This is a genomic window from Rhodococcus sp. C26F (assembly GCF_053345925.1).
Genome location: NZ_JBKFBA010000004.1, coordinates 1 through 12,110 on the forward strand (window position 1 = coordinate 1; position 12,110 = coordinate 12,110).

The 12,110-nt window shown below is 68.5% G+C and carries 15 protein-coding genes; 6 read left to right on the forward strand and 9 right to left on the reverse strand.

The genetic code is table 11. The features are described 5' to 3' along the window. Window positions 1–470 precede the first annotated feature (470 nt). Together ACLBYD_RS06885 and ACLBYD_RS06890 are read right to left on the reverse strand one after the other, a co-directional pair. Window positions 471–1,211, reverse strand: coding sequence for a DUF3159 domain-containing protein (locus tag ACLBYD_RS06885; protein WP_447815873.1), 741 nt, complete (start codon window positions 1,209–1,211; stop codon window positions 471–473). Between the two features lie 76 nt (window positions 1,212–1,287). Further along, window positions 1,288–1,662 carry an OB-fold nucleic acid binding domain-containing protein gene (locus ACLBYD_RS06890; protein WP_016694463.1) on the reverse strand — a complete coding sequence of 125 codons (375 nt, stop codon included), beginning with the start codon at window positions 1,660–1,662 and terminating at the stop codon, window positions 1,288–1,290. Window positions 1,663–1,845: 183 nt separating this feature from the next. Between ACLBYD_RS06890 and ACLBYD_RS06895 the strand changes: the two genes are divergently transcribed. Then, window positions 1,846–2,577, forward strand: a complete 732-nt coding sequence (locus tag ACLBYD_RS06895) for an alpha/beta fold hydrolase (RefSeq protein ID WP_447815874.1) — start codon at window positions 1,846–1,848, stop codon at window positions 2,575–2,577. 12 nt (window positions 2,578–2,589) lie between these two features. Here ACLBYD_RS06895 and ACLBYD_RS06900 read toward each other — a convergent pair whose 3' ends face one another. Both ACLBYD_RS06900 and dut read right to left on the reverse strand, forming a co-directional pair. Continuing rightward, window positions 2,590–3,462 carry a DUF3710 domain-containing protein gene (locus tag ACLBYD_RS06900; protein ID WP_447815875.1) on the reverse strand — a complete coding sequence of 291 codons (873 nt, stop codon included), beginning with the start codon at window positions 3,460–3,462 and terminating at the stop codon, window positions 2,590–2,592. Between the two features lies 1 nt (window position 3,463). Further along, the gene (gene dut, locus ACLBYD_RS06905) at window positions 3,464–3,934 is read right to left on the reverse strand and encodes a dUTP diphosphatase (protein ID WP_016694466.1); all 471 of its coding nucleotides are present in this window, start codon (window positions 3,932–3,934) and stop codon (window positions 3,464–3,466) included. Window positions 3,935–4,060: 126 nt separating this feature from the next. Between dut and ACLBYD_RS06910 the strand changes: the two genes are divergently transcribed. Next, a complete protein-coding gene (locus ACLBYD_RS06910; protein ID WP_060650904.1) occupies window positions 4,061–4,513 on the forward strand; it encodes a DUF3093 domain-containing protein in 453 nt (150 codons plus the stop codon). Between the two features lie 168 nt (window positions 4,514–4,681). Here ACLBYD_RS06910 and ACLBYD_RS06915 read toward each other — a convergent pair whose 3' ends face one another. Next, window positions 4,682–4,984: a DUF4193 domain-containing protein gene (locus ACLBYD_RS06915; RefSeq protein WP_006551346.1), complete on the reverse strand. Its 303-nt coding sequence runs from the start codon at window positions 4,982–4,984 to the stop codon at window positions 4,682–4,684. 360 nt (window positions 4,985–5,344) lie between these two features. Here ACLBYD_RS06915 and cei point away from each other — a divergent pair, with 360 nt between their 5' ends. After that, a complete protein-coding gene (gene cei, locus ACLBYD_RS06920; protein ID WP_060650905.1) occupies window positions 5,345–6,028 on the forward strand; it encodes an envelope integrity protein Cei in 684 nt (227 codons plus the stop codon). A gap of 86 nt (window positions 6,029–6,114) precedes the next feature. Here the strand turns inward: cei and ACLBYD_RS06925 are convergent, their stop codons facing one another. Further along, window positions 6,115–7,008 (reverse strand): inositol monophosphatase family protein, encoded by an 894-nt coding sequence (locus tag ACLBYD_RS06925; protein WP_447816055.1) that lies wholly within the window; start codon window positions 7,006–7,008, stop codon window positions 6,115–6,117. A gap of 101 nt (window positions 7,009–7,109) precedes the next feature. Here ACLBYD_RS06925 and ppgK point away from each other — a divergent pair, with 101 nt between their 5' ends. Beyond that, window positions 7,110–7,895 (forward strand): polyphosphate--glucose phosphotransferase, encoded by a 786-nt coding sequence (ppgK, locus tag ACLBYD_RS06930; protein WP_447815876.1) that lies wholly within the window; start codon window positions 7,110–7,112, stop codon window positions 7,893–7,895. Window positions 7,896–8,029: 134 nt separating this feature from the next. Further along, window positions 8,030–9,403: an RNA polymerase sigma factor gene (locus tag ACLBYD_RS06935; RefSeq protein WP_447815877.1), complete on the forward strand. Its 1,374-nt coding sequence runs from the start codon at window positions 8,030–8,032 to the stop codon at window positions 9,401–9,403. A gap of 86 nt (window positions 9,404–9,489) precedes the next feature. On the opposite strand, the gene ACLBYD_RS06940 is transcribed toward ACLBYD_RS06935, so the two are convergent. Genes ACLBYD_RS06940 through ACLBYD_RS06950 form a run of 3 tightly spaced genes read right to left on the reverse strand, consistent with a single transcriptional unit; the run spans window position 9,490 to window position 11,587 of the window. Continuing rightward, window positions 9,490–10,704: a cation:proton antiporter gene (locus tag ACLBYD_RS06940; protein ID WP_447815878.1), complete on the reverse strand. Its 1,215-nt coding sequence runs from the start codon at window positions 10,702–10,704 to the stop codon at window positions 9,490–9,492. Window positions 10,705–10,713: 9 nt separating this feature from the next. Continuing rightward, window positions 10,714–11,196, reverse strand: coding sequence for a cation:proton antiporter regulatory subunit (locus ACLBYD_RS06945; RefSeq protein ID WP_060650909.1), 483 nt, complete (start codon window positions 11,194–11,196; stop codon window positions 10,714–10,716). Between the two features lie 10 nt (window positions 11,197–11,206). Continuing rightward, a complete protein-coding gene (locus tag ACLBYD_RS06950; RefSeq protein ID WP_447815879.1) occupies window positions 11,207–11,587 on the reverse strand; it encodes a DUF952 domain-containing protein in 381 nt (126 codons plus the stop codon). 258 nt (window positions 11,588–11,845) lie between these two features. Between ACLBYD_RS06950 and ACLBYD_RS06955 the strand changes: the two genes are divergently transcribed. Then, window positions 11,846–12,040 carry a DUF7455 domain-containing protein gene (locus ACLBYD_RS06955; RefSeq protein WP_006551338.1) on the forward strand — a complete coding sequence of 65 codons (195 nt, stop codon included), beginning with the start codon at window positions 11,846–11,848 and terminating at the stop codon, window positions 12,038–12,040. The last annotated feature ends 70 nt before the right edge of the window (window positions 12,041–12,110 follow it).

Sequence of the window (12,110 nt, forward strand, 5' to 3'; positions counted from 1 at the left end):
GACACCACCTGCTGGTCCTGACCGTGAGACACCAGCCGACGTCGACCTGGAGAAAGGACCCGAGAGCGCTGCCCCTTCCCGAAGCCCGACCGGGGTGTCACGCTGGAGGGGGTGAAGGGACCGGACTCGATGCCGATGCCGCTATGGCGGACCGCCCAGCGGTTACGCCGTGACTAGCTTGGCACCCGGCCCTTCGCCACTACAGCAGCCCGAACGACGCCAGATGACCCACCTCCGGCGAGGTCGCATACGTCAGCGTGGGCGCTTCGGCACCCCGATCCGGCGTCGATGCCTCCGGTCACACCGCGCTATCTCACCACGTCCGCCGCTCGGACGGCGCTACCGCACGTCACCACGAAGGATTGACAGGACCTATAGCCAGCTAGTCGCGGAGTCTGTGCCGACTAGTTGCAGAGCCGGTGCCGACTAGTCGCGGAGCCGGTGCCGACTAGTCGCGGAGCCGGTGCCGACTAGTCGCGGAGCCGGTGCCGACCGGGGAGCCGAGGCTGCCCGTCGTGCGCGCCGTGCTCGTCGCGGGGCTTGTTCGACAGCCCGTCGTCCGTCGCCGGATCGTCGGCCGGCGCGTCGCCGACCGTCTCCGCGGGCGCGGGTTCGACGATGCGGTCGGCACGCCGGACCGCCCAGAGGGTCACGAGCAGGGCAAGAGCGGTGAGCGGCCAGCCCATGCCTATCCGGGCCACCGCGAGCCAGCCGGTGCGGTCCTCGTCGTAGAGGTGGTTCTGCACGAGATAACGACCGAGGAAGACCAGGGTCCACGCGAGGGTCGCGACGTCGTAGGCGCGCACCGCGGTGGTATGCGAACGCCACCGCGATCCCTGGCCGTTGAGCATCCCCCAGATCACGCCCACGAGCGGTCTGCGGACGAGCACGGACAACAGGAATGCGCCCCCGTAGACCAGGCTCGCGTAGATCCCGAAGAGGAAGTATCCCTTCGCGTCGCCGGTGCGATGAGCGATGAAGGCACACAGGGCGACTCCGAAGAAGCCCGAGATCGCGGGCTGGATCGGGGTGCGCTGGATCAGGCGCCACACGAGCACCGCGAGGGCGACGCCCAGCGCGGACCAGATGGCGACGGTGAGGCCCCACAGGCTGTTGACGGGGACGAACACCAGCACCGGCAGCGTCGAATAGATCAACCCGCTGATCCCACCGAGTTGTTCGAGCATCGTCTGCTGGTTGGTGTCGCTCACTCCTACGAGCCTGCCACATCCGGCACAGGGGTACGACCCTGCGTGCACCAGGGGCACCACTCCGCGCCCACAGAGGTCAGGCGGGCTCGCGCAGCTCGTAGTAGGGGTTGTAGATCACCTTGCGTCCGTCGCGTTCGCCGACACGACCGCGGACCGTCAACGTACGCCCGGGCTCGATCCCCGGAATGCGCCGACGACCGATCCACACGAGCTGGATCGAGTCGGTCCCGTCGAAGAACTCCGCCTCGACGACGGCGGCAGCGGCACGCGAACACGACTCGACACTGCGAAGACGTCCGTACATGGTCACTTCCTGACCGCGGGCGCATTCGACGACGGGTAGGGCGCCCGTGGAGTGCGAGGATTCGGCCATCTCCTCGGCATCGAGTTCTTCGATGTCCTCGGTGAGCCGCCGTGTGAGCCGACGCAGGTAGCCGGCCGGGGAAGCCATAACACGCTCCTGTACGGAAGGGGCACGGATCTCGTGCCACCGGACTCTTCTTCGCCCGCCACTGTAGACCCATTCTCGCCGGATACAAGTTGCACGGTGCACACGCGCGTGCAGCCACCGGTCGTCCTGCTGTGCGGGCAGGTGAGCGCGGTCTCCGGGGTTCGATGGTGCAGGATCGTCCGCATGTCCCACAGCGAATCCCCGGTCCCCCCGACCGCCGGCACCGCGGTCGTGCTTCCCGGCACGGGTTCGGACGCATGCTTCGCCGAGAAGGCGTTCGGCGCCGAACTCCGACGGCGGAGCATCACCCCGATCGCCGTCGATCCGGATCCGCGCGGTGTGGTGGCGCGCTATCTCACCGCGCTCGACGAGGCGGCCGAGAACGGGCCGATCCTCGTCGGAGGGGTGTCGATCGGTGCAGCCGTCGCGTTGAGGTGGGCATACGACAATCCGGACCGGGTCGTCGGCGTCCTCGCTGCCCTACCTGCGTGGACCGGCGATCCGCGGGAGGCGCCGGCCGCCGCGAGCGCGCGGTGGACGGCCTCCGAACTGCGCGCCCACGGGCTCGATACGGTCACCGCTGCGATGACGGCGTCGAGTCCGCCCTGGCTCGCCCGGGAATTGACGCGCTCGTGGAGCGCCCAGTGGCCCGATCTCCCGTCCGCGCTGGACGAGGCCGCACACTACCGGGCACTCGACGTCGACGAACTGCGTGCCGTGACCGCGCCGGTCGGTATCGCCGCCGCGGTGGACGACGCGGTTCATCCGCTCGCAGTGGGGCGGCAATGGTCGCGGGAGATTCCTCACGCGGAACTCGCGACGGTGACACTCGAACAGGTCGGGGACGACCTCTCCGTGCTCGGGAGGTTGTGCCTCGCCGCGCTCGACAGGATCGTCCCCGTCCCGAACCGATGATCGGTACCGGCCTCAGAAGCCGAGTTGCTGCATCGCCGAACCGGATTCGCCGCGGCGTGGCGGCGTCTGCCGGGCGGGCGGGACCTGCTGCGTCTGCTGGGCGGGCTGTTCCGGCGGGGCCGTCCGCGGAGCGGGTTGCGCCGGAGCTGCGCCCTGTTGCTGCTGCGCGGCGGCCTGCTGTTGCTGCTGCGCGGCGGCCTGCTGTTGCTGCTCCTGCGCCGCGACGAGCTGGCGGGTGAGTGCCTCGGGCAACACGATCGGCAGCGGTGTACGGACCGGATGGGGTTCGGATCCGCGACGGACGACGGTGCCGGAGATCACCGACCGTGCGATCCCGACGAGTTCGGAGTCGGCTCCGGCGTTCCCCGATGGCGCCGCGACGACGCAGCGGATCATCCAGCGGAAGCCGTCGACACCGATGAACCGGAGATCCGCGTTCGTGGTCCTGCCGTGCAGTTCGCGACCCCACGGCCCCGATTCGATGCTGACCTCGGCCTTGTCGTTGCGCAGCGTCTCCGCGAGCTCGGCGGCGACCTCACGCCACTGTCCCGGCGACTTCGGTGCGGCGTACGCGGAGACCGTGATGCGCCCGAACTGGGTCACGAGATGGACGTTCTGCGGCGTCCCGTTCGGAGCCATCTCGACCTGGATCTGACCACCGGCCGGCAGCGGTACGAGCACGGATCCGAGGTCGAGACGGGAGGCGGTCACCGTCTCCTCGTCGACCTCGTCGATGTCGTACGGGCCGGAATCGGCCGCACTTCCGGTGGCGTACTCGTCGTACTTCTCGTCGGCGGGCTCGTCGTACGCGCCGAGGTCGCCGGCGGAAGCGGCGTCGGTCGCCTCGACGTTCGACCCGCGGTCCTTGCGGCGTCGTCCGAACATGTCAGGAACCCTCCTTCACGAGGCCGGCGTGCCCGCCGCTCGATCCGTATCCGCCGCTGCCCCGCGCCGTGTCGTCGAGCTCGTCCACTTCGACGAAATCGACGAGTTCGACACGCTGGACGAGCAGCTGCGCGATGCGGTCGCCTCGGCGGAGTTCGACGGCGCGCTCGGTGTCGTGGTTGATCAGACACACCTTGATCTCTCCACGGTAGCCCGCGTCGACCGTCCCGGGAGTGTTCACGACGGACAGGCCGAACTTGGCGGCGAGGCCCGAACGCGGGTGGATCAGGCCGACCGTGCCCACGGGCAGCGCGACGGCGATGCCGGTGCCGACGAGCGCCCGCTCCCCCGGGCCGAGGGTCACGTCGACCGACGTGCACAGGTCCACACCGGCGTCACCGGGGTGGGCACGAGTGGGCACGGGAAGCTCCGGATCGAGCCGGCGCAGCGGTATCGGGGGAAGATCGGTCACGTCGTCCGAGACTACTCGCGTGCCGGGTCGCTCCACCGAGGCGACTATCCTTACGGTGTGTCCCGTTCCTCGCGCACCTCACCGACTACCCCTCCGACGGCCGACGCTCCGACCTTCTCGGAGCGGATGTGGGTGCCGTGGTGGTGGTGGCCGATCGGGCTCGGTGTGGCCGCCCTGCTCGCGGCCGAGCTGCACATGGGCGCCCCGGGGATGTACGCGTGGCTTCCCTACGTCCTTCTGCTCCCGGTCCCGATCTGGGTCCTGACCTGGCTCTCACGCAGCCGGGTCGAGGTGGTCGGCGGCGAACTCGTCGTCGGTCGCGCACATCTGCCCGTCGACGTGATCTCGCGGGGTGTGGTGGTTCCGGCGTCGGCCAAGAGCGCCGCGATGGGACGCCAGCTCGATCCGGCGGCGTTCGTCCAGCACCGTCCCTGGGTGCGGACCATGGCGCTCGTCGTGCTCGACGACCCGGAGGATCCGACACCCTACTGGCTGGTGAGCACGCGGCGGCCTGCCGAACTGCTCGCGGCGTTGGGTTGCGACGAGTCGGGCCGCAAGGACGATCCGACCCGCAAGTAGGGCTGCTCGAACGGGCATCGGTCCCCGTATACGACAGGGCCCCGGATGCCGGGAACAGCAGAGGCTGCCGCGGCGCCGGGGCACACAGGAGGGAGACGCGGGTGACCACGGCGCACCGTCGTCACCCGGCCTCGTTTCGCACCTATGTCCTCACGCTGCCCTATGTCCTCACGCTGCACAGTCCCGGCAGATCATGACACCGTTCTCCTCGCTCGCGAGTCTGCTCCGGTGATGCACCAGGAAACAGCTCGAGCAGGTGAATTCGTCGGCCTGCTTCGGGACGACACGCACCGACAGCTCTTCGCCGGACAGATCCGCCCCGGGCAGCTCGAAGGACTCGGCGGTGTCCGATTCGTCGACGTCCACCACAGCGGACTGGGCCTCGTTGCGCCGGGCCTTCAGTTCCTCGAGTGAATCCTCCGACACATCGTCGCTGTCGGTCCGCCGGGGTGCGTCGTAGTCAGTCGCCATTTCCTCTTACCTTCTAGTACTCGTACCGGTAGCCGGCCGGGACACGGACGGTGCTCCCGGCCAGGGCAACGCACGGCCGTCCGTTGGAGTTCCCGACGGGTGTGCCATTGCTGTGGCATACCCGAATTCACTCTGTTTTCGCGCCGCACGCCCCTTCTTGGACGGTTCGGCCGCCGAACAATAGCCGACCTCACGCACGAATATGCAATCGATGCGTGGAAACGCCGGAAATTGTCTGGCAATCGTCATCAACAACACAACGACTCGTGACATTTCCTCGGGTCGGCGGTTCCACCGACCACGTCCGCGACCTCTACAGTGAGTGCGACGAACACGGCATGACACGAGAGGCAGGGCCGCGTGGTTTCCCTGATCACCGAAGGAAGCGCAACCGATGACCGCGGCCGTCCGTTCCGTCGGCGCCGGGTGGTCCCGGCCGCCGTGGCGGGTGCCGTCCTCGCCGCAGGCACCATCGTCGTGTGGTCCTCCGTGTTCACCTCGTCCGAGCCCGTCACGACCACCGTGGCGTGCAACGCTCCCCCGACCGAGGCCACCGACCCCGAAGGCCCGCAACCGGCTCCGCTCGGCGAGGTCGTGGACCGGTCGACGCTGCTCGAGGTCGAACCCGCTCCCCTGGCGGCCACCCGGGTGCGCGTCTACAACGCCAACGGCGAACGCGGCCAGGCCACGCACGTGGCCGCTCAGCTGAGCGATTACGGTTTCTCGAGCCCGCCCGACGTGCAGGCCGGCAACGATCCGGTCTACGTCGACCAGAACATGCAGTGCCAGGGGCAGATCCGCTTCGGCGAGGCCGGACGCGCTGCTGCGTCCTCGGTGTGGTTGCTCGCCCCGTGCGCCGAGTTGGTGCAGGACACACGCGAGGACGACACGGTCGACCTCGCGCTGGGAACCTACTTCCGGGACATCTCCCCCGGGGCGGATGCCGAGGAGGTCCTGCGGGCGCTACGCGAGGTCCCGGTGGGCGAGGAGACGGCTCCGCTCGACCTCGATCTGCTCACGGCCGCACGCAATGCCCGGTGCTGAATCTCTTTTCACAGACCGTGCATCCTGTTTTTCGTCACTGCTGCGGTAAAAGGTGACGAACGACAATTCTCGATGTGACGAATCGGTCAATTCGGAATTGCGTCGAGCGCTCCGATTTCGGTGAGCAGAGTTTCGAAATCGGCGGCGATCCCCGGCGCGGCCGCGACCGTGAGCTCCCCGTCGTCCCCGGTGCCGCTCGGGACACGCACCACCGCACCGGCTTCCGCGGCGACGAGCGCCCCCGCCGCCCAGTCCCAGGGACCGAGTCCGTGTTCGTAGTGGGCGTCGACCCTGCCGGCCGCGACCATGCACAGGTCCAGGGCGGCCGCTCCGACACGCCGGATGTCGCGCACCCTCGGTAGCAGCGCCGCCACCAGCTCACCCTGACGTGCGCGTCGTGCCGGCGAGTACGAGAAGCCGGTCGCCACGAGCGCCAGTCGCGGATCGGTCACGGGATTGCATCGCAACGGCACCCGCGTGCCGTCGACGTCCAGATGGGCACCGAGACCCTCTGCCGCCGAGAACGTCTCCCCCGAGGCGATGTCGACGACGGCACCGGCCACCGAGCGTCCGTCGACCCGCGCGGCCACCGAGACCGCCGAGGCGGGGAGTCCGTAGACGAAGTTGACGGTGCCGTCGATGGGATCGACCACCCAGACGACTCCGCTCGCGGCAGCCGACGTCCCGCCGTCGGTCCCGGTCTCCTCGCCGAGGAAGGCGTCGCCGGGCCGCAGTTCCGTGAGCCGGGCCCGGATGAGTTCCTCGCTCTCGGTGTCGGCGGCGGTGACGGGATCGGTCACCGTCGATTTCGTCCCCACACGGGCGGCCTCCCCCGAGCCCGGAGGACCGAACAGCTCGACCCGGCGTGCACGGACGTAGAAGGCGGCCTCACGTGCGACGGTCACCGCCACATCCCTCAACGCGGACAACTCGGATTCGGAGAGTGTTCTCTGTGCATGCACGAACCGATCCGAACACAGTGCCGACGGTTTCGCCACCGCCCCCGCACCCGGTGACACCGGGCATTATCGTTTCCACACGAGCGGAGCAGCCGGCCCCACCCAGCGAGAGGAAGTACGCAATGGCACAGGACGTCCCCACGGACCGATCGACTCCCGTCAACCACGGATTCGGAGTCGACATCGGGGGCAGTGGCGTCAAGGGTGCCGTGGTGGATCTCGACACGGGCCGTCCGGTCGGCGACCGCATCAGGATCCTCACTCCGCAACCGTCCACCCCCGAGGCCGTGGCGAAGACGGTGGCGCAGATCGTCGAACAGGCCAGCTGGACGGGTCCCGTCGGTGTGACCCTGCCGAGCGTGGTCACCGGAGGCGTCGCCCGCACCGCCGCCAACATCGACAAGTCGTGGATCGGCACCGACGCCGGATCCCTCTTCTCGCGGGTGCTCGGCGGCCGGGACGTCTCGGTGCTCAACGACGCGGACGCCGCGGGAATCGCCGAAGACCGCTTCGGTGCCGCCAAGGACACCGACGGCGTGGTGATCCTCCTGACCTTCGGCACCGGGATCGGTTCGGCCGTGCTGCACAACGGTGTACTGCTGCCCAACACCGAGTTCGGGCACATGGAGGTCGACGGCAAGGAGGCCGAGCACCGCGCCGCCTCGTCGGTCAAGGAGCGCAACGACCTGTCGTACAAGCAGTGGGCCAAGGAGGTCTCCCGCGTCCTCACCCGCTTCGAGGATCTGCTCTGGCCCGACCTGTTCATCGCGGGCGGCGGCATCAGCCGCAAGCACGAGAAGTGGATCCCGCTCCTGACCAACCGCACCCCGGTGGTCCCCGCCGAACTGCGCAACGCGGCGGGAATCGTAGGGGCTGCTTATGCTGCGAAAACAGGTGTCACTCCCTGAGTCCGGCGCATCGGCCGCCCGAGGGATCGTTACAATGGTCCCCAGCAGGCCGGAACCGGCTCTCATCCCGACAGACCTCTCCGCCGGAATCACTCTGGCGCGACGCCGCACTACCTCGTCACGAAAGGGCGTACGTGGCAGCCACCGACATCCACACCGCTGATTCCGCCAACGAATCGGCACCCGTTGCGGACGCTTCGAGCGTCGCAGGCGCTGCGGACTCCGCGGAGGGCACCGCACCCGGTGCCGAGCCGCCGGCGAAGAAGACCGCTGCGAAGAAGGCCCCCGCGAAGAAGGCAGCCGCCAAGAAGGCTCCTGCGAAGAAGGCAGCCGCCAAGAAGACCACCGCGAAGAAGGCAGCAAAGAAGGCCACGAAGGCTGCGGGTTCGGGCGACGAGGACTTCGACGCCACCGAGGAAGCGGACCTCGCAGACCTCGAGGTCTCGGAGGGTGATCTCGCCGGCGCCGAGGATGTCGTGGTCGACGACGACGAGCCCAGCGAGAAGGACAAGGCTTCGGGCGACTTCGTCTGGGACGAGGAGGAGTCCGAGGCGCTGCGTCAGGCACGCAAGGACGCCGAGCTCACCGCGTCGGCCGACTCCGTGCGCGCCTACCTCAAGCAGATCGGCAAGGTCGCCCTCCTCAACGCCGAGGAGGAGGTCGAGCTCGCCAAGCGCATCGAGGCCGGTCTGTACGCGACCCACATGCTGCAGCAGCTGGCGGAGAAGGGCGAGAAGCTCCCCGTCGCCCAGCGCCGCGACCTGAACTGGATCTGCCGCGACGGCAACCGCGCCAAGAACCACCTGCTCGAGGCGAACCTCCGTCTCGTCGTCTCGCTCGCCAAGCGTTACACCGGCCGCGGCATGGCGTTCCTGGACCTGATCCAGGAAGGCAACCTCGGTCTGATCCGCGCGGTCGAGAAGTTCGACTACACCAAGGGTTACAAGTTCTCCACCTACGCCACCTGGTGGATCCGTCAGGCCATCACCCGCGCCATGGCCGACCAGGCCCGCACCATCCGTATCCCGGTGCACATGGTCGAGGTCATCAACAAGCTCGGTCGTATCCAGCGCGAGCTGCTCCAGGATCTGGGCCGCGAGCCCACGCCCGAGGAGCTCGCCAAGGAAATGGACATCACGCCGGAGAAGGTGCTGGAGATCCAGCAGTACGCGCGTGAGCCCATCTCGCTCGACCAGACGATCGGCGACGAGGGCGACAGCCAGCTCGGCGACTTCATCGAGGACTCCGAGGCCGTCGTGGCCGTCGACGCCGTCTCCTTCACCCTGCTGCAGGATCAGCTGCAGTCGGTGCTCGAGACCCTGTCCGAGCGCGAAGCGGGCGTCGTGCGTCTGCGCTTCGGCCTCACCGACGGCCAGCCGCGCACCCTCGACGAGATCGGTCAGGTCTACGGCGTGACGCGCGAGCGCATCCGTCAGATCGAGTCGAAGACCATGTCGAAGCTGCGCCACCCGTCGCGGTCGCAGGTGCTGCGCGACTACCTCGACTGACATCCGGAACGAAGAACGAGGGCCATCCGATCGGGTGGCCCTCGTTCTTCGTTCCNGGACCGCGGGGCCCGCCGGAGAAGGGGCCGCTAGAGAAGCTCCGGTTCGTCTCCGGGAAGGCGCTGTCGCCCGTCGCCTCCGGGGAGTCGCGTGGATGCGAACCGCATCACCGGTTCGACGACCCGCGCGGCCACCGGACCGAGCACGGCGGTGATCATCACGTATGCCGAAGCGATCGCCGCGAGGCGACTGTCGACGTGTCCGGAGGCGACGGCCAGACCGGCGATCACGATGGAGAACTCTCCCCGGGCGATGAGTGCCGCGCCGGCGCGCGCCCGGCCCATCACGGCGATACCGTGACGGGCCGCCGCGATCCATCCGGTGACGAGCTTCGTCAGCGCGGTCAGCACGGCCAGCAGGATCGCCCAGCCGAGCACCGGCGGTATCGCCGTCGGATCGGTGTTGAGTCCGAAGAAGACGAAGAAGATGGCGGCGAACAGGTCGCGGAGCGGTTCGAGGACCCGGACCGCGTTGTGTGCCGTCGAACCGGAGATGGCGATGCCCAGCAGGAAGGCGCCCACGGCCGCGGACACCTGCAGAGCCGACGCGATCCCCGCCACCAGCAGCGCTGCGCCGAGCAGCTTGAGCAACAGCGTTTCCCGATCGGGGCTGTCGAGCACGACCGAGACGTAGCGCCCGTATCGCACCACCAGCACCAACACCACGGTGACGAGACCGAGTGAGATCGCGACGGCTTCGAGGCCGCCGAGCAGACTCACGCCCGCCAGGATCGCGGTGAGGATCGGGAGGTAGACGGCCATCGCGAGATCCTCGAAGACGAGGATCGACAGGACGACCGGTGTCTCGCGGTTGCCGAGGCGCCCCAGATCGGCGAGGACCTTCGCCACGATCCCGGACGACGAGATGTATGTGACACCCGCGAGCACGAAGGCGCCGATGGGTCCGAGACCCAGGATCAGCGCGACGGCGGCTCCCGGCACCGCGTTCAGGGCGAGGTCGAGCAGGCCTGCCATCCGCGAGCGTCGCAGGCCGCTGATCAATTCGTTCGCGGTGTACTCGAGACCGAGCAGCAACAGCAGCAGGACCACGCCGATCTCGCTGGCGATGTGACTGAATGCCCCGATGTCGCCGAGCTGGATGAAGCCACCGTTGCCGAAGCACAGGCCGCCGATCAGATAGAACGGGATCGGCGACATGCCGATCCGCGCCGCGAGCCGTCCGAGGACGCCGAGTCCGAAGAACACCGCACCCAGTTCGATGAGTGCGAGTGTCGTCGTGTCCATTCTGCGGGATCAGCCGTTGCGCAGGATCCTGGCGGCCGCGTCGAGACCGTCGGCCGTGCCGACCGCCACCAGGATGTCCCCACCCGTGAGAACGAAGTCGGGTGTCGGAGACGGCATGACCTGACCGGCACGCATCACGGCCACCACCGACACGCCGGTGCGGGTGCGCAACGCGGTGTCGCCCAGTACCGCTCCGTCGAACCGGGAATCCTCGTTGATGTGGAGCTGGCGGGTGAGGATTCCGGGCAGGTCGCGGTGGTCCTCACGCAACTGGGCGACGAGCTGTGGGGCACCGAGCAGATTGCTGAGCGTCGCCGCCTCCTCGACCGTGAGGGGCAGGGAGGCCGCACACGCGTCGGGGTCGCCCGCCTTCGAGATGATGAGGTCGCTGTGACCGTCCCGATGGGTGATGACCCCGATGCGGCGCCCGGAGGCCAGTTCGAAGTCCTTGCGTACACCGATCCCGGGAAGCGGCGTCACGTCGACGATCATGGTCGAAAGACTAGTCCTCCGGACCGACGGCGTCCGCTCGCTCCCGGTCCAGGGGCGGGAACCGACCGTCCGGTCCCGGCAGGTAGGGCGTCACCTCCACGACGGCGTCGACGGGCAGCGGCCCGTAGAGGTGAGGAAAGCGCATCGACTCCGGGTCCTCCGGTACGCCGGGTTCGAAACGGAGCGGGTCGACGAGTCGCGTCGGGTCGACGCGCAGCAGGAGGAGGTCCGTGCGGCCGGAGTACAACCGGTCGGCGGGCAGGTGCACCTGGTGCGGCGTGGACAGGTGGACGAAACCCTGGGTCCCGAGGGAGTCCGGCGCAACCGCCCCGAGGGGTCGGAAGCGGTCCCAATCGTCGCGGGAGATGAGGTGCAGCAGGGTCTCGGTCATGGCGTCATTGTGCGTCGGACAGCTCGTCCGGGGCGTTCCCGGCCCCCTCGAGCTCTGCGCTGTGAGCGAACACACTGTGCGGAAAATGGCCATGTCGCAGCGTTTTCGCTGTTCGATGCGTGAAACACGCCACCATTGGGCATCCAGGGGAACAACACGTGAATACGAATCGTCTGTCAGAGTAGATCCACCGCGCCGGCCGGTGCGGCGGACCAGACCCCGGCACCCGATATGAGCGGTGGCCAGTTTGGAGGAGTCATGCCCGGTACGTTGACCAGCCCGAAGTTGACCGCTGCAGATCGCTGCGATCGGTGCAATGCCGCCGCTCGTGTCCGCGCCGTCCTTCCGACCGGCGGAGAACTGTTGTTCTGCGGGCACCACGCGAACGAGCACACCGACCGCCTCCGTGAACTCGGAGCGACGATCGTGAGCGAGTCCGACGCCACCGTGTGATCCGCCGTCCGGAACCACGGTTCCGAGACCCGACCGAACGGGCGANCGAGGTGGTCGCCCGTTCTCGTCG